The organism is Segatella salivae DSM 15606 (assembly GCF_000185845.1).
GTDB lineage: Bacteria > Bacteroidota > Bacteroidia > Bacteroidales > Bacteroidaceae > Prevotella > Prevotella salivae.
Genome location: NZ_GL629647.1, coordinates 1,214,368 through 1,231,644, shown reverse-complemented (window position 1 = coordinate 1,231,644; position 17,277 = coordinate 1,214,368). Strand labels below are relative to the sequence as shown.

Annotated in this window: 13 protein-coding genes and 1 pseudogene; 2 read left to right on the top strand and 12 right to left on the bottom strand. The window is 37.7% G+C overall.

Annotated features, from left to right (window positions below; translation table 11 throughout):
- Window positions 1–399 precede the first annotated feature (399 nt).
- Together HMPREF9420_RS05110 and HMPREF9420_RS14610 are read right to left on the bottom strand one after the other, a co-directional pair.
- The gene (locus HMPREF9420_RS05110) at window positions 400–1,104 is read right to left on the bottom strand and encodes a TetR/AcrR family transcriptional regulator (RefSeq protein WP_007134411.1); all 705 of its coding nucleotides are present in this window, start codon (window positions 1,102–1,104) and stop codon (window positions 400–402) included.
- Window positions 1,105–1,296: pseudogene (locus tag HMPREF9420_RS14610) on the bottom strand (aminotransferase class I/II-fold pyridoxal phosphate-dependent enzyme); the annotation flags it as partial.
- 553 nt (window positions 1,297–1,849) lie between these two features.
- Between HMPREF9420_RS14610 and HMPREF9420_RS05105 the strand changes: the two are divergent.
- Window positions 1,850–4,111, top strand: a complete 2,262-nt coding sequence (locus tag HMPREF9420_RS05105) for an outer membrane beta-barrel family protein (RefSeq protein WP_007134410.1) — start codon at window positions 1,850–1,852, stop codon at window positions 4,109–4,111.
- Window positions 4,112–4,221: 110 nt separating this feature from the next.
- On the opposite strand, the gene HMPREF9420_RS13890 is transcribed toward HMPREF9420_RS05105, so the two are convergent.
- Window positions 4,222–4,494, bottom strand: a complete 273-nt coding sequence (locus tag HMPREF9420_RS13890) for a hypothetical protein (RefSeq protein WP_147625618.1) — start codon at window positions 4,492–4,494, stop codon at window positions 4,222–4,224.
- Window positions 4,495–4,863: 369 nt separating this feature from the next.
- Between HMPREF9420_RS13890 and HMPREF9420_RS05090 the strand changes: the two genes are divergently transcribed.
- The gene (locus HMPREF9420_RS05090) at window positions 4,864–5,079 is read left to right on the top strand and encodes a hypothetical protein (RefSeq protein WP_007134407.1); all 216 of its coding nucleotides are present in this window, start codon (window positions 4,864–4,866) and stop codon (window positions 5,077–5,079) included.
- Window positions 5,080–5,110: 31 nt separating this feature from the next.
- Here the strand turns inward: HMPREF9420_RS05090 and HMPREF9420_RS05085 are convergent, their stop codons facing one another.
- From HMPREF9420_RS05085 to HMPREF9420_RS05045, 9 genes are all read right to left on the bottom strand, one after another.
- Window positions 5,111–5,731 (bottom strand): hypothetical protein, encoded by a 621-nt coding sequence (locus tag HMPREF9420_RS05085; protein ID WP_007134406.1) that lies wholly within the window; start codon window positions 5,729–5,731, stop codon window positions 5,111–5,113.
- 119 nt (window positions 5,732–5,850) lie between these two features.
- The gene (locus HMPREF9420_RS05080) at window positions 5,851–6,840 is read right to left on the bottom strand and encodes a hypothetical protein (protein ID WP_007134405.1); all 990 of its coding nucleotides are present in this window, start codon (window positions 6,838–6,840) and stop codon (window positions 5,851–5,853) included.
- Between the two features lie 21 nt (window positions 6,841–6,861).
- A complete protein-coding gene (locus tag HMPREF9420_RS05075; protein ID WP_007134404.1) occupies window positions 6,862–8,226 on the bottom strand; it encodes a BT_3987 domain-containing protein in 1,365 nt (454 codons plus the stop codon).
- 18 nt (window positions 8,227–8,244) lie between these two features.
- The gene (locus tag HMPREF9420_RS05070) at window positions 8,245–9,390 is read right to left on the bottom strand and encodes a DUF1735 and LamG domain-containing protein (protein WP_044079108.1); all 1,146 of its coding nucleotides are present in this window, start codon (window positions 9,388–9,390) and stop codon (window positions 8,245–8,247) included.
- A gap of 5 nt (window positions 9,391–9,395) precedes the next feature.
- On the bottom strand, window positions 9,396–10,439 hold the full coding sequence (locus HMPREF9420_RS05065) for a glycoside hydrolase family 18 (RefSeq protein WP_007134402.1): 1,044 nt from the start codon (window positions 10,437–10,439) through the stop codon (window positions 9,396–9,398).
- A 42-nt stretch (window positions 10,440–10,481) separates the two neighbouring features.
- A complete protein-coding gene (locus tag HMPREF9420_RS05060; RefSeq protein WP_044079106.1) occupies window positions 10,482–12,056 on the bottom strand; it encodes a RagB/SusD family nutrient uptake outer membrane protein in 1,575 nt (524 codons plus the stop codon).
- Window positions 12,057–12,067: 11 nt separating this feature from the next.
- The gene (locus HMPREF9420_RS05055) at window positions 12,068–15,349 is read right to left on the bottom strand and encodes a SusC/RagA family TonB-linked outer membrane protein (RefSeq protein WP_248628128.1); all 3,282 of its coding nucleotides are present in this window, start codon (window positions 15,347–15,349) and stop codon (window positions 12,068–12,070) included.
- Between the two features lie 150 nt (window positions 15,350–15,499).
- Window positions 15,500–16,504, bottom strand: coding sequence for a FecR family protein (locus HMPREF9420_RS05050; RefSeq protein ID WP_007134399.1), 1,005 nt, complete (start codon window positions 16,502–16,504; stop codon window positions 15,500–15,502).
- 93 nt (window positions 16,505–16,597) lie between these two features.
- Window positions 16,598–17,173 carry an RNA polymerase sigma-70 factor gene (locus HMPREF9420_RS05045; protein WP_007134398.1) on the bottom strand — a complete coding sequence of 192 codons (576 nt, stop codon included), beginning with the start codon at window positions 17,171–17,173 and terminating at the stop codon, window positions 16,598–16,600.
- Window positions 17,174–17,277: the final 104 nt, after the last annotated feature.

The following is a 17,277-nucleotide window of genomic DNA, read 5'->3' as shown; positions in this document are numbered from 1 at the left end:
TTGCGGGAGGCCCACAAGCATCAAAACCTTTAAAAAGTGATTTGCGGGAGGCCCGCAAGCGTCAAATCCTTTAAAAAGTGATTTGCGGGAGGCCCGCAAGCATCAAATCCTTTAAAAAGTGATTTTCGGGAGGCCATATAGGCGCGCAAGAAACGATTGAAACTGCAATAGAAATACCCTTGTGGATATTCTTACACCAAAAAAGATAAACTCGAAAACAAAATAAAACAGGACCACTTTAAATGACTCTATAGGGCCCACTTTGCATGATTACAACAGGGCCAGCTTAAATGAGCCAAGGGGAGCACTTTAGATGAGTATTTCCAATATAGTTTCTATAATAAGAAAATTCCCAATTATCACGCTGGATAAGTGGGGAATCTCTTTGAACTGTATCGTTTAATCCAAACACTTTTTTATGATTTCATCGCTGATGCCATTTTCTTTCATTCTTTCAGCAACTATTTTTTTATAATTATTTACTTCATGGTAGTGGAATATCATGTGTCCAAGTTCCTCTAAGGCATTTTCTATACGCTTTCTGCCTTGTTCCGTATTCAAGTCAATGTCTGAGAATTTGGAACGCTCTCTGTGAAGGTTGAGATAATAAATGCCACCGATTATCAGGGATGATATGGCGGATATATCAATACCAGTGTCCTTGAATTTCTCCTCATAGATATTGACAAGAGGTAAAGTGTGCATTTCCCTGAGCATGGCCGTACGGACTGTGGTCTCATTTCCTTCAGCAATCTCCCAGCGTAACAGTTCCAACATCGCTGATTTATCTTGAAGCGCTTTCTGAACATCCTTGAAAATACTGATATAGCCCAATTCTGAATCTGTAGGAAATTGAACACCAGTTAAGATATCCTTAAACCAATAGTCGTATCTCTTAACGAATTCATCATAAAACTCACTAAGATTATTATACCTGTTATAAAAGACACGCGGCTCTATTCTGGCTTTTTTGATGAGTTCTGTCACCAACATTGATGCAAAGCCTTTTTTCTTGATCAGACTTTCTGCTGCCTTGATAATGTCTGCCTGTATATCGACGTTTGTCCTTCTGTATCTTTTGGGTTTATTTTCTTCTTCTGCCATCTAAAAAGGAATTGATTTTCTGATTTCCACAAGGGCGGTCACCAATTGCTCTAACTGTTCTATCTCGTGAGAAGCCAATACACTAACTTTAAGCCGTGCTTCCTTGGTTCTTACCGCAGGATATGTGATACCGCTTACAAAGATACATCTTTTTTGTAATTCACGTGCTATTTTATACAGTTTTCTATTATCATCCTGTTAGCTTGAGTTGCTTTTATCCTCACGCTATATTTCAACGAGATTTATATTATTTAGGGGCTTCATTCCTAATACTCGTTGGAAATATATGCAAAGGTCCATTTTCTTAATCTTCTTTTTTGCATCTTGACTAAAATCTCCATCCTTGCTATGCTACAATAACTCTTACAGCCGAACCTATCCATCTGATTAATGTAGCTTTTGGAGGAAAGTCTCGCTCGATAACTTTCCATCCGGGGGCATCTCAATATTCTCCAATAAATAGTATATAGGCAATTATAAATAGTATATGAAATTTATAAATAGAATTAATAATAATATAATTTTAGATACTACTATTTAAGTTCTGTCGGATAGAAAAAAATAGCAAGAATAAAACTATTTTTTTGTTTTAAACAATATAAATTTGTATATTTGCAGCGTCAAAAAGATAATGAATAGACATGATTATTGAATAGACTTTAATGTACAAAGTAAAGCAATGTTGTCAATATGAAGATGGAATGAGGTCTTTTTTGAAACATTCGCTTTTATAAAATTGTGTAATATGGGAAAATTATTAACTTTTTTGATGTTGTTGCTATTATCTGTAAGGTTGTCAGCACAAGAGATAAACGGAAGGGTGGTTGACGAGAAGGGTGAACCACTTGCATTTGTAAATGTGGTGCTGCTTTCAAGGCAAGATTCCTCGCTGGTGAAAGGGACGATAACACGTGAGGATGGCACCTTCACGATAGAGCCCTCTGGCAGTGGAGGTATCGTGAAGTTTTCGTTCATTGGCTATCAGACAGTTTATAGAGATTGCAACGAGCGAGAGATGGGTACCATACGCATGAAGATGGATGCCACGGAGTTGAGCGGTGTTATAGTGAAAGGGAAAAGAACTACAGTAAAAGTAGGATTGAACAAGATAACGGTGGATGTGGCATATTCATATTTGCAATATATGGGCAAGGTGATCGATGTGCTGGGTAGGATTCCAGGCTTGACCTCCGACTTGCAGTTGTTGGAGGGTGGAACGCCCACGTTTGTACTCAACGGAAGACCTGTAGACATGGCGGAGCTGAAAGTTATTCCTGCATCGGAAATAAATAAGATAGTGGTAGACTCCAACCCAAACGTAGAATATAGTGCCAGCAATAATGGAGTTGTGTATATCACCACCAAGTCGGCATTGGGGAACACACTCTCTTCGGAAGTAAGCAATACGTCTGTCTTTGCTAGAGACTATATGAATATAGCGAATGTGACCATCAACGAGAAATATAAGAAGGTGAGCAATATTCTTACGGCAGGGTTCTCGTATGTGAACACAACGCAGATAGACAATACTACCGAGACTGTGTTCCTGCCACAAAAGACTATAGAGAGTGCAAAAGAAAGACATACGCATGCGAATGCCCGGCAGTTCGACTGGTTCTATTCCATGAACTGGGATATCAGCCGACAGCAGTTGTTTAGCTTCCAATATACAGGTAATGTAGGTAACACCCATCTCAACGAACCTACTAAGCAGACGATGGATGGAAACGACATGGCTTTCGGTCAAAAGAAACGAGGAACCGACTATCTGCACAGTGCCAGCGTGAACTACAGGAACGAAATAGACTCCACACGTACTCTATCATTCATTGCCGATTATGCGCTACGCCGCTCCGATGAGACAGGATTGGCTGCCACTGTTCCTGCTGTTGCTACAGAAAGTGAAGGAAAATATCATATCGGTGGTGCACGCCTATCATACAATAGCCACCGCAAGTGGGCCGATGTGTCGATGGGACTTTTCTTCTCGGCCATGAGCAACAAGGGTAAATATGCCTACAATACAGATGCAGAGGCATACGATACTCACGAGAGCCTATATGGTGCATACTTGTCACTGTCGAGACAAATTAAGAACTTTCATCTGCAAGGTGGCTTGAGAATGGAAGCCGACCATCGAAAGCTGGAGACCGACGTATCAGGAGCGTTTGCAGACTCTACAGAATGGAGACTATTCCCTAATTTGGTAGTTACGAGGAGACTGACTGCTAAGTCATCGGTGGGTCTATCTGTGGGGCAGACCATTGGGCGCCCGTCGTTTGCCAATTTGAATCCTGGACTTTATTATTATGATGCCATCTCATATAAGGTAGGCAATCCGCAGTTGAAGCCAAATGTTACCACTAACGTGAAACTAAGCTACAACTATGGCGATTTGTCCACCTCGATAGCTTATAATAGAAATCATGATAAAATAGTGGAACTCCCTTTATGGACAGAGACATCAGTTGACAATAAGAATATAAAGTGGATGCCTGTGAACTTCAATAAGGCAGAGAATATTGTGGCTACTGTTATTTATAACTATTCGCTCGGTCCTGTTCGAGGTGACGTAACAGGTTCGTTTACCCAACCTTTTGTCAAGGCAAACTATCTCGGGGAAGAACATTCGTGGAACAAGGCATCCTGGTATGTTGATGCAAATGCGCAGTGGGCATTGAATAACCATTCGCTATTTGTATTTAATGCTTCTTTCGACAGTGGAGGTACAAGCACGTTGTTCGATCATAAGAGTTCGTGGACTATGAATCTTGCCTACATACTTCGCCTGATGAAGGATAGGCTGAACGTGACAGTTGCAGCTGATGACATATTCCATACCGACAGGTCGAACAACTGGACAATGAAATACAATAATATACGGACAACGATGGATACCAGCGGTGATACCCAACGCCTGATAGTGAAATTGAGTTACAATTTTGGTAAGTTGAAACTCGACAGCAGCAAGAAAATCGCTTCTAAGGAATTCTTAAATAGATTATAACCAATATGGCTTTTCCTTTTTCTCTCTTATGTTCTCATGTTGAGGAGTTGGTTCTAACTCTCTTTCTTCCACCAATTCTATCCTGTCAAGTCTTTTGGTAAGAATATTGGCTATTTCTTTGCAATAACTAATTCCAAACTCTTTGGGAAACGACTTTCGCCATGTGCGGAAACTCCAAACCATTCGGGAAATGACTTTCGCCATGCGCGGAAATGCCAAACCATTCGGGAAATGACTTTTGCCAAGCGCGGAAATGCCAAACCATTTGGAAAATGACTTTCGCCATGCGCGGAAATGCCAAACCATTCGGGAAACGACTTTCGCCGAGCGCGGAAATGCCAAACCATTCGGGAAATGACTTTCGCCAAGCGCGGAAATGCCAAACCTTTAAAAAAGTGATTTGCGGGAGGCCCGCAAGCGTCAAAACCTTTAAAAAGGGGGTCGTGGGAGGCCATATAGGCGCGCAAGAGACGATTGAAACTGCATTAGAAATACCCTTGTGGATATTCTTACACCAAAAAGATATGCTCAAAAACAAAATAAAACAGGACCACTTTAAATGATTCTATAGGGTAACTTTGTACGATTACAACAGGGCCAGCTTAAATGAGCCAAGGAGGACCAATTTAGATGAGTATTTCACGTTTATAACCAAAAGGCAGCTGATAGCGCAGCTGGGCAATTAGACATGTTCAGTGGTAGCGTGAAGAGCTAAGAGGAAATATGGAATGATGTTAAACGATTAATAGATTATGGAACAGAAGAAGAACAACAACGAGCAATCAGAGAAGCAACAGAACAGCGAAAAGCGAGCGTTCAACAAAATGAGCCTGTTAGCGGAAGCGATGAGTGAAACGTTTTTGTATATTCATTTTTCTTTGTTTGGAGTTACAAATACAACAAAAGGCAGAGAATTTATCCCTGCCTTTACGCCTAATCTTTTAAAAATCACATTGATACTCAGATGACTATTTTGACAACTCCCGTTTTGGAACATTACTATCTATTCCCTATTCGTTGTATTACTCTATCTTTAAAGGTATAATAACTAAAAAATCTACCATCCTCATAACGTATTATTTTTGAAATATTAGCTTTGTTAGTTACGATTCTAAAAGACTCGAAAGGACATCTTATTATCTCCCAGTTTCCAAGGCCATCGGTCTCATAGATTATAAAGAGCATAGAAGCCCCATACGTGGAACCCTTTACATACATTTCTATAGCATATACTTTATTATTAGGTTCGAAATAATATGATTTTAAAGAGATTTTTCCATCTTTAAAATCAATATTCCCCGCACCTGATATAGTTCCGATTTCCGAAAAGTTTTTACCATAATATCTAATCGTTTTGAACATCACATAATTATTAATAGTATCCTGATAGACATTTAAAAAGGAGGCTTTATTTTCTCCCAAAGGGAATTTTTGTACACATTGAAGTGAGTTGTCCTTTAAAGAACTAATTGATTCCCTTTGAGCATGGGTAACGGTTATATTAAATGACATAATTAATAACCACATACACTTTAAAATATTCATTTTCTTTGACCTTTCTTTTTCGATTCTTTTTATACTTCCCTCATTTGATGATACGATTTTAATTGTGTTAACCATATGAGGAGTCTTTCTTACAAGGCATAATCTCATACTTTGATTTCATTCAAGAAAAGGACTTACTCCCCCTAATATATAATGGGGAATAAGCCTTTTTAGATATTTTGTTGTTTATACTTTTATTGTTTAGGTAGACAGAAATAGCCACGATAAAGTCGTTTGTTTTTTATGACGGAGACAATTCCCCATACGTTGATGCCATCATTTTTAATGATCTCAACTTTTGCGGGGGCATAGTGGGTTGTTTCTCCATACCATTGTGGGCAAGCGTCTACTCTTGCATTCTCATATACGCCAACAGACTCATCTCCATCGAAGAAAATGCGAATAAATCTATAATCAGAATACTCGTAACCAACTCGGTTTTCTGTTCCTACTTTGTGATTGAATGCTGTGAGATAATTATAACGCTCAGGTGTCCATTGCTGTAAGTCTTCATCCCAGAAAACGCGTTTGACATCACTATTCATGATTTCTTGTTTTTCTTCGTCTGTGAATGGGATGTCTGTTTCGTTTACTGTTACTTTTACCTGAGCTGTAAGCCCAGCTGCATCTGTAATCTTGATAGTGGTTTCACCTGTATGAATGCCACGGATATGGACGATAGAGTCTTTTTGTATTGTTACAAACTTTACCACATTTTCATCTCCGCTTTCAACTTCGTAATCTCCATTTCCCTTTTTTATGATGATTGTCTTATCATTTAAGTCATGGCCGAGAAGTTTTTTGATACTAATCTCATTCGTATCAAGAACGATTGAAGTGTACATGGATTTTACAACTATACGTTTATAGTTATCTGCATCATCAGATAAGATAAATGCTGTAAAACCTTGTTTAAAGCTTTTGATATTGATATTATCTTTATCAATGGTTGCAACAGCTATTTCTGGAGCTTCATTGATAACCTTATAGTTTCCACCGCCATTAATGATTTTGGTTGAGATTTCTTCACCTACAGGAACCTTCAGCGTGTCAGATTCTAATTTTAGTTCTGTTTCTTCTGTTGCGATATCCTTTGGATTAACTTCAGGGGTGTTACTGCAAGCGGTGAATCCGCTTGCAAGTAACAATGAAATTAATGATGAATATATTAATCGTGTTTTCATCTTCGTTTATTCTTTAAATGTCTACCAATCTTTTTTATATACACCTGTTTGCAAAACGTTTTCCCCATAGAATGCTTGTGCAACTCGATTGAGAACATAATTTGGAGTACGTTTCGGGTCTAAGCCAAACACCATTGTTCCACCATAGCCATTAGCTTTAATTCTCATGTATACAATTGAAGATGAAGCATATCCACGGGCACATTCAATGGAGCCTAAGATCATGCCACTTTTGGGCATGCCCGGATAATTGCTGCTCAGGTCGGAAGTTCCACCATAATCATGGATTCCATAGTCAACAAATTCTCCTGGTTGATGGCCATCGACACTATAGAGAGAGCCTGTTCCACTATATACATAAACCTCGACAAGTTTATTGGGCATAGCTTTTTTCACCTCATAACACAGTCTTGAAGCATTATTACCAGAAACAAACCCAGGATAATTTCCTCTGCTTGAATACTCATCATCAAAGAATACGCCATCAAGGTTGTAGGCTTCAACCTTTGCTTTGAGTTCTTGTGCGAAATGCTTGCAACCTTCATCAGAAAGATTTGTTATTGCCGCACGATCGTGGTTACCCAATATGCCCAAAATAACTTTCATGCCTTTCTGCTGTAACGGCTCTAAATATTTCTCTTTATATTGCAGCACATGAGATATATTTTCATTGTTGTAATTATAAACTTCTTGTGTTTCTAAGTTATAGTTGATATTTCCAGAAAACAAGATAACTTGATCAAAGAGATATTTGCCAGATTGTTCTAATGTAAAACAGAGGTTATAGAGTGGGTTAGTGTCGTTGATTTCCATACAGCTGATTACTTGTAGCCCATTATCTTTATGACAATTAGGCATTTTGGTAATGTCTTGTACGAATAAAACAAACTCACCTTTCTCTTTCGACACATTGTCATGTGTTCCTTTTAGGCGTAATGGAATAGCATAAATCCCATTTTTTTCTAATTCTGTAGCAGTAGTGTACTTCACATTGATAGGTTCAGATGTGTTATTCCCCGCTTCAATAACAGCCTTTCCTTCAATTGTAACCAGGTTGTTTGGTAAGGCTTGATATCGTGTTTTGTGTTTTGTATTGTAGCTTTCAAGGACAGAAGCGTCATATGAAACAGAATACTCTTGTTTATCTTTCGAGGGAGCTGTTAGGTTTACATAAAACTTTGTAGCCCCTTCAACATTAAATAATAAGGAATCACGCAAGCTAACTCCATACTTATCTGTAAGGAAAGCTAATGTTTTTTCAGGATTATTGTAGCCTGATTCGTCAACACCATTCACATCAATGGTATTAGAACATGCTATTGATAAGCCTGCAATCGCAGCACAAATAAAAGTTGCTTTGATGACAGATAGATATTTATTTTTCATTATAATCAGTATTAAAAGTTATTTAGCTGCTGGTAATGAGACATTCTTCCATGAGAGCGTATGATTTGCTTTCAAATCATTTCCATTGCCAGAATAATCTTTTACGACGAGTGATGAATTATCATCAAATTTCCAATAAGCAACCAATCCCGTTGTTGTTGGCTCTACATTATATATATGAGAGGCAATTTCTTCCTGGGTTCTTACCACGTCCCATACTCTAACTTCGGATATACAGCCCTTTAAATCACGGGTATCGTCATAAGATTTTCCTATAAGGAAATTACGATCATAGCCATTACCTTCTAAGTTAATGTTGATGCTTCTGTCTTCTTCATACATCAATTTACCATTGATATATACTTTTAGTGTTTGATCATCTCCATCATACGTTAATGCCACATGTTGCCATGTATTTGTTTGGAGTTGCAGTTTGCTGTCAGTAAAGTTGGAATAAGAAGTTGCAATCTGAATTTGATTAGGGGGCAGGCCGGCATCACCTATGCGCATAAGGAATTTGCCTTCTATTCCCATAATCGTAGAGATAAGTTTGTCTAATTCCCGAGGATAGACAAGAGCTTCCATGGTTAATTTATTCATGTGATCAATACGACCAGGGGTTTTCCATGGATAAATTTCCAAATAGTTTCCCTCTATGTCGCCAACAACATTGATTAAGGCACCCGCCTTGAACACATAGTAGTATTCTTTGGCTGAGGATAACAGGTCTATGTCAGTAGTGCGGACACTGATTGGTAGAACATAGACTTTACAACGATCTAATCCTCCAAGATTTTGGAACTGAATAGCTGCCTCACTACTTTTCACTGAGCCTTTATTGATAGTCATCTGTGATTCTGATATTTTATAACAGCTGTCAGGAAGAAGTTCTGCTGATGTATAATACTTCTTGTTATATAGTTCTAACAATGTGCCATCATAAGTAATGGCTGCATGAATATCTTTCTCTGTCGGGCGTGCAGTTTTGATAGAAATTGTCTTTACAAGCGTCCCGATGCTTCCTTTTACAATGGTTTCAGAAGTCATCCCCTTGGCATCTATAAAAGCTTTATTGGAGAAATTGTCTTCATCATTGTTCTGACAGGCCACAGTCAAAATAAGAATTGTAGCCCATAAAGGAATAAACTTAAATATATTTTTCATCATATTCATATTTTAACGATTGGGTTCATTATAGAGATAGCTTCTCTTATCGTAGGATATACAAACCTTACATGATAGTAATCATTATTAGCATTGTCAATGGCTAACCCTATAATCTGATAATCTGTGTGTTGTTGAGCAGCAAGTTTTGCTGTACCTAAGACTGAAAGAGATTTACCCCAATAGCCAGTCTTCGTATCTGTTTTATCTTTTGAATACATGGATACTAACGGAATTATCTTATTGTTTGGTACACCTTCTACAACAGCTTTATTGATAGAATACACAATGTCACTTGCGCTCGTAGATGCTTGGCAAGGGATAATAATATATTCACATAGGTAGAATACACTTTTGTCGTCAACATTTTGGGGCTTCCCAGCAAGAGCTAAGACCTTATCTGGATGGCGTTGTTTCCAGTCTTTTGCTATACCGAGGAAGATATTCTCTAATGTGCGTTGAGCAGTCTTCTCTTTTTCTGTCATATAGAGCTTTGTCTTAGCATAGAAAGTCATAACAACCCCATCATAATTAAATGTACTACACAATTTTAAGCGCTTCTGAACTTTATCGACTAAATAGGTTCTGAAATCCAAATTAAAAATCTTTCCAGCATTATCTGGATTATCTTCGAAAGCTTCTTTTTCTGCATCATAATCCTCTTTGATTCTTATGAAGTTTATTTCAAAGAGTGTATGGATGCCTTTCTTTTCTTTTATCTCTTTCATTTCAGAAAGTTCTCTATCATTGAGATTCTCAGGTAAGGTAAGAACCAAATAGTCTAAACTGTCGGGGACTGCTATAATATTCTGACCTTGTGAAGCAGGGATCTTCTCACTATTGTCAAACCATCCAAGTACAATCTTGTGTTTCCCACTTTTATATGTGCGTAAGGCTGAGAGATATCGTGCATATAACTCGGGGTTTTGATTCGAAATACCCGGTGTTTTGACTTTAACGGGCTCGTGATCTGTGTCACAACTCTCCATGGAGAAAGCCATGAGCAGTGCGCTAATTCCGAAAATGATATGTTGAATATAATATTTCATAATTTTCTCATTATCAATTTTACATTAAAATTTAGCATAGTTCTATTTTGTAATCCATACATCTGTAGCCATATTGTTAGGGCCTCCAAGTAATTGAAGAGCTGCATCATTATTTTCTTTATTATTGAGACGTTCTTCCTGTGGATAGTACAGACGGCGTGCTCCTCGTTCTGAATTAACGATTCCACCACTATTATTTACAACTACAGGCATTAGCTTAGGGAATCCTGTACGGCGATATTCGGTCCAGGCTTCTTGACCTAATGGAAAATTAGCGAGCCATTTTTGAGTAATTATCTTTTCAAGTTTCTCTTCTTCAGATGCACTGTTGCTCCAAGCAATTGTTGCTGTAGAAACAGAGCCACTATAAGAATTAAGACCTACAGGGTCATTATAAGGCTCTGGAGTACTGGAATTATCTGAAAGATAAGAGTCTATACCTGTTACTCCCCATTGCTCAAATGACAAACGAATGCCTTGCTCATAAAAGTTTTGAGCTGTCCCTCCCATATTCCAACCACGGAGTGCACCTTCTGCACGTAGGAAAGCTACCTCTGCAGCATTCATCCAAAGTAATTTAGAGTCGGTTGCAACTTTATAGTTCGAATACATATTTGAAACGGCTTGGCTTGGAATACTGATGCCTGAGCGTAAACCATGGAATCCATTAGATGCATTAGTAAAGGTTGACTGTGTAAATATTGCTGCACGACGAGGGTCGTTGTAGCCATTCATATAGCTTATAATATCAGCCCCTACACGAGAGTCACCGTGATTATTCTCAACTCCATTATACTCATGCATGACCACATAGAATGGATTTGTGCTTGAAATGGTAAGTTCTGCATTGTCAGCATTGTCTGTAAACACACCAATAACATGATTCACGGCCTCTTCCGCCATTTGTTTAGCTTTGTCAGGTGAAGCTTTTGCTATATGGATAGCTAAGCGGAGTTTTAATGAATTGGCAAACTTAATCCACTTCTCTACTTTGCCGCCATACACGTGGTCCGCCTTAGGGCTGAAATCATTTGTGCGATTGGCAGTCAGATTCGTGATAGCACTATCAAGCTGTGAAAACATGAGATTATACACATTTTCCTGTGAATCGTATGGAGCTGTGATTTTACCATCTGCACCTACCTTAGAATAAGGTATTGGTCCATATGCATCGGTAATGCGATGAATGCCGGCAACTTTGATGATTTGTGCTACAGATCGAGGCACAATATCTTCTGTTACATTATATACCTGATTACTATAGATAAAGAGCTTTGGAATAAAATCAACGAATAATACTCTATCCCAACCATTCTCAGGACTATATTGTGCAAAGTTCTTTCCTGCAAAACCGGGGTTAGAGTCAGAGATGTAGCCACTATATGAGCCTCCACATAAGCATTCTGTAAATTGGTTTGCATTTACGTCGGTTGGTATAACCCAACTTTCAAGGTTTATAAGAGCTGAACTTAAACTATAAGCATTACGTTGCATCTCCTCTTTTGATACTGCATACGGATCTTGATTATAATCTTCGTAGCTGTTCGTACAACTTATTGTTGTAGTCAAAAGCAGAGCACATAAGCCAGCTCCTAAGGTAATATTTATATGTTTCATGTCTTGATACATTAGAATTTAAGTTTGATATTGAAACCAAGGTTTCTTGAACTTGGTGTCATGAACTTGTCTATGCCCTGATAATAGTTACCTGTTGTAGCTGTTGTTTCAGGGTCAAATGGAGCTTTACAATAAAGCATCAGTAGATTACGACCAACGAGTGAGAATGTAAGTTCTCCAAAGCCAAAGAGTACGTTCTTTTTAAGCGTGTAACCTATGCTGGCTTCTTGTAGGCGAACATTAGTCGCACTATAAGTATAGAATATAGGAATACCATCACTGGCTCCAATAGTTGTAAACCAAGTCTCAGGATTAATAATGTTCTCTCCATCGTTAATAGAGACTCCGCCTTTATCACGAATGTTAGCTGTGGTTTTGGATACACCATAGTAATCTAAGTTTGCCTGTGTTGCTGAGTAAACAATTCCTCCAAATCGAGCAGCTATCATCACTCCTATGCTCAACCCTTTCCATGAAAATTCATTACGCCAAGCCATATTACTTTTGGGAAATATTGAACCCAGCTTTATGTCTTCCACATTTGTATTTTTATAAACTTTGCCACTTTCATCAACGTACACTTTCCCATTGCTATCACGTTGTATGTCCGAAAGAGAATATAAATCTCCTAATGTTCCACCTTTTTTGAGAATAAAGTGTGCAGCACCAAGACCTCCTTCGTCGAGTTTATCAACCGTGATTAGTGCTTTTGTTTGAGGATGTACATAGGCTGTTACAAGTTCTTTAATTTTGTTTCGATTCATACTGAATGTATAATTGCTTCTCCATGAGAACTCTCCCCATGTATTATTATATCCTAATGCTAACTCTAATCCTTGATTTCTAACATTTCCTGTTTGAATATACATCTTACTATAGCCTGAAGAAGCTGATATCTTTGGGTCAAAGGTCTGATTGTATGTCTTGGTTAAATAGTAGGTCAGGTCTATATTAAAATGTTTAAACAGCCGTGTCTGTAAACCAAATTCCCAAGAATCAGTTCGCTCTGGTTTTAAGTTATACATTGGATATGTTGTCTGACTGCTCCATTGCTTTTTGTTTTCATCCCATGTGTATTTGGGATTTGCATACCAACGTGGAAATGATAGTCCAACAGAGGCAAATGAAGCACGTACCTTCAGGTAATCAATCTGTTGAGGGAGATTAAACGATTCAGAAATAATCCAGGAACTGCCAATTGATGGATAGAAAAAGGACGATTTGTTAGAGTGAGGTCCTGCTAACATCGATGGCCAATCGTTTCTTCCTGTCATTGTAAGATAAAGTTGACTTCTCCAACCTAACTCAACACTGGCAAAAAGAGATTTGGTTTGATCATGGTAACCTGACTGTTCGGGAATGAGCCTGGCACGATTAATCTGTGTCACAGTAAAAACATTCGGAATTAAATTCTCGTCAATAGGTCCTCTGTTACCAAGTTGATTCCATTTAATATCGGATAATGAAGTACCAACATTAGCAACAAGAGATAGTTTATCTTCAAAGAAGCGTTTATTGATATTTGCTATAACATCTCCATAGGTTTGTTTCCCATCAGATTTCTGTATGTTGTACATTCCATTAGAACTCCCCGTTAGTGTCATGTTTGTTGATGCATAAAACTTTTCTTCATAAGTATTTATAGAGTTATCAATACGTATACGAGCAACTAAACTTAACCAATCTGTAAACTTATAAGTTAAACCAGCATTCATCATATAGCGGTATTTCTTATTTGTTCGTGGTGTTCGATAGTTAATCCAATAAGGATTTTGGCCTACTAATTCACTGATCAAACCATCCCAATTCTGTACATATATTTTACGTGTAGTATCATAATGTTCATACATTGCCATGTCTTGATAATCATTACCACGTGGAAAGAGATAGGCTGTAACAAGAGGGTTATTATAAACTCCCTGATTAATCATGTTTCGATCGTTTTGAATTATGTAGCTCGCACCAACATCCAGTATCATCCTATCTTTCAATAAACTTGTTGTATTGCGTACAGTAAAATTGTAACGATTATACTTATTATTTGGAACAATACCTGCAGACCTCAATGCACTGGCAGATAGAAAGGTTTGGTTCTTCTCTGTTCCTGTTGACATGGTGAAGGCTTCTGTTGTCATTACTCCTGTTTTGAAGTAGTCCTCAATAGGATTATATCCCATGAAATTACTTTCATTTAGCAGTCGTCCCCAACTATATGATTCGGAACCACTTTCCCGTATGCTAGAGCCTGTACCATATTTATTCTGGAATTTTGGAGTATGGAAGGCTGTTGATAGCTCTGTATTTTGGGTAATTGTAAATAAAGTGTGCCCCACGTTGCCCTTCTTCGTTGTAATAACTATGGCTCCATTTGATGCTTTCTCGCCATATAAGGCGGCTGCAGCAGCACCTGTAAGGACAGACATTGATTCAATATCTTCTGAATTTAAGTCAGCTATACCTTCGGATGTACCTGATGATGCGAATTCAGTAGAACCTTCTTTCCCTGTATTTAGCATGGGAATACCATCAATAACATATAAAACATTACTTGATTGCATGATGGATCGAGCTCCACGCATGACGACTTTAGAGGCTCCGCCAGCTCCTGATGAAGAAGCATTAATGTTGACACCTGCAACTTTTCCATTTAATGAATTAATAAAGTTGGCATCCTTATTTACAGATACTGCGTCGCCAGCAACCTGCTGTACATTGTAGGAGAGAGCCTTTTGTTCACGTTTTATGCCAAGGGCTGTAACAACAACTTCATTCAATTCCTTTGAGTTTTCATGCAGTGTGAGATTTAACTGATTACCATTTACACGAGCATCCTTTGTAGTGAATCCCACGTATGAGCATTCTAATATATCACCACGATTGGCACTGATAGTGTAGTTGCCATCAAGATCGGTAACCACTGCATTGTTTGTTCCTCTTACTTTCACTGTAACACCAATCAAAGGATTACCATTTACGTCCTGCACTTGCCCTTTTATTGTTTGTTTCCGGCCAGTTTGTTTCGGCTTTTGAGACGTGCTTTTTGTGATAATCACATGACGTCCTGATATAGTATATTCTAAATCAGTCTCCTTTATCATTGCATCAAGCAATGCACTTAATTTCTCAGTTTTAGAATTTACCTTAACTTGTTTGGTCAGGTCTAAGGCATTTTGTCCATAGTCGATAGACAAATTGGTTTGCTTTTCAATTGTGCTAATAAGCTGTTGGACTGTAGTAGTGGTCTTGTCGAGTTTCACTACTTGATGTTGTCCCTTCATGCCTATAGTAGTCATTGAAAGAAACAAACCTAAAAGAAAGGTTGTTCTTTTCACTTTTATTGCTTTAAGGTTAATAATATTTTTATTGTTTTATTCCATTATGAAAGTAAAACGGATAGTAAATGTATTTGTTTAGATTTGATTGCTAAGGTTCTTTCTGTCTTCTTAATGTGTGTCCTCCTTTCTGCTTTGGATAAGCTTTATTGTTTGACCATCTTTATAATATTCTAAATTGTTTTTCAGTTTGGTGATTACTTTCATTACATCATCAATCGTTTCTCTATTGGTGAAGTTCATTGTAAATCTTTGATTTGTTTCTACAGAACGACCAATGTCAAACTTAACTTTATATTGTTTTTCTATCTCCCGGAGTATTTTACCAAGAGGTTGATTATTAAAAGATAGATTATGAAGCATCCAATAATTGCATTCTGATGCAAGAACAGATTGTTTCAACAATTGTCCATTGGCCCTATTATAGGCGATTTGTTCATTAGGGCTCATTATTTCGTTATGGCTTTCATCATATAGCTTTACGCTTCCTTTTACTAAGGTAGTTGTAATCTGTTCCTCGTTTGGATACGCTTTGACGCTAAACTCTGTGCCAAGTACTTGAATGTTCAACTTTCCTGAATGTACAATAAAGGGATGTTTTGTGTCTTTAGCTACCGAGAAATAGGCTTCTCCTAATAGATATACATCACGATTCCCGCTATGTGCATTGAAAGAAGATGGATAAAGAATATTCGAATTTGAGTTAAGAATAACTTTTGTGCCATCAGAAAGAATTAAAGAATCAATCTTTCCTTCTGGAACATAGAACTCAACCAATTGTTTCTGTTCAAAGAATTTCTCCGCATATAGCCATGGAAGCACTGCACTTATGATTGGTAGAATCAGTATTGCAGCCCACTGTAGTATCTTCTTTCGCTTACTTTTTCGTTGAATCTTGTTCTCATATTCATTTCGATTTGCTTGAAATCGTTGCAAAGCATCTTGAACATTCATGTCCTCTTCATGAAGATTATTCCATATTTGCAGCATGGCTTCCTCTTTCTCTTCGACTTGAATATCCTTCATTAGCCAATATCTAATGTAATTTGAATATTTCTTAGGCGTGATACCATCGAAGAAATCGTTGATTATATGGTTTAGATTCTCTCGTTTCATGCTTATATTGAGGTTTATATCTATAAGACACTAAATAACGATGATACACGTAATCAATGAATGTTAATATAAATTAAAACGCGAATTATCCTTTCATTTAGTTAAGGTGATTAGTTCAAGTAAGGACATTAACACCAGCACTTTTCTTAAATCACGAAGTGCAAGCATGAGGTGTGTTTCTACAGTACGTTTACTAATATTCAATTTTTCAGCGATTTCGGCATTCGATAATCCTTCTCTTCGACTTAAAAGAAATACATTTCGTCTTTGTGGTGCAAGCTTATTAATCTCTCGATCAATCATAGTCTTTATTTCATCATAGTATAAAAGGTCACATGCAGCACTTTGTTCCTCTACTATCAATGAGCTGTTTAGGCTTATGGTTGGATGGCGAAATGCATCTCTTAGAAAGTTAAGCGTTGTATTTTTCAGTATGGTGAAGATATAACCATCAAGATTTTCAATGCCCATGAGCTTTTCACTATTCATCCAAAGTTGCATAAAGACATCCTGAACAATATTCTCTGCATCGTCTTCGCAGCCACATAAACGACTCGCAAAGCACTTCATCTTTGGGTAGAACTGCTTAAAGAGAAGATTGAAAGCCTCTTCATTTTTCTGCCGAAGCGCAGTAAGTAGAAGTTTGTTTGAAACACTTGTGTTTGTCATGTGGTATGAATAAATAAACTATATCGCTGTACAAAGATATAGATTTTACCAATGATGACCAAATTTCTGTTAGAGTTTGAAGTTTCTCATCATGAAATTACTTG

What these genes read in the sequence shown, in the direction of transcription:
- HMPREF9420_RS05050 (WP_007134399.1), bottom strand. Translation starts at nt 16,504, where the DNA reads ATGAAACGAGAGAATCTAAACCATATAATCAACGATTTCTTCGATGGT.
- HMPREF9420_RS05045 (WP_007134398.1), bottom strand. Translation starts at nt 17,173, where the DNA reads ATGACAAACACAAGTGTTTCAAACAAACTTCTACTTACTGCGCTTCGG.
- HMPREF9420_RS05090 (WP_007134407.1), top strand. Translation starts at nt 4,864, where the DNA reads ATGGAACAGAAGAAGAACAACAACGAGCAATCAGAGAAGCAACAGAAC.
- HMPREF9420_RS05105 (WP_007134410.1), top strand. Translation starts at nt 1,850, where the DNA reads ATGGGAAAATTATTAACTTTTTTGATGTTGTTGCTATTATCTGTAAGG.
- HMPREF9420_RS05080 (WP_007134405.1), bottom strand. Translation starts at nt 6,840, where the DNA reads ATGAAAACACGATTAATATATTCATCATTAATTTCATTGTTACTTGCA.
- HMPREF9420_RS05110 (WP_007134411.1), bottom strand. Translation starts at nt 1,104, where the DNA reads ATGGCAGAAGAAGAAAATAAACCCAAAAGATACAGAAGGACAAACGTC.
- HMPREF9420_RS05075 (WP_007134404.1), bottom strand. Translation starts at nt 8,226, where the DNA reads ATGAAAAATAAATATCTATCTGTCATCAAAGCAACTTTTATTTGTGCT.
- HMPREF9420_RS05065 (WP_007134402.1), bottom strand. Translation starts at nt 10,439, where the DNA reads ATGAAATATTATATTCAACATATCATTTTCGGAATTAGCGCACTGCTC.
- HMPREF9420_RS05085 (WP_007134406.1), bottom strand. Translation starts at nt 5,731, where the DNA reads ATGGTTAACACAATTAAAATCGTATCATCAAATGAGGGAAGTATAAAA.
- HMPREF9420_RS05070 (WP_044079108.1), bottom strand. Translation starts at nt 9,390, where the DNA reads ATGAAAAATATATTTAAGTTTATTCCTTTATGGGCTACAATTCTTATT.
- HMPREF9420_RS05055 (WP_248628128.1), bottom strand. Translation starts at nt 15,349, where the DNA reads ATGACTACTATAGGCATGAAGGGACAACATCAAGTAGTGAAACTCGAC.
- HMPREF9420_RS05060 (WP_044079106.1), bottom strand. Translation starts at nt 12,056, where the DNA reads ATGAAACATATAAATATTACCTTAGGAGCTGGCTTATGTGCTCTGCTT.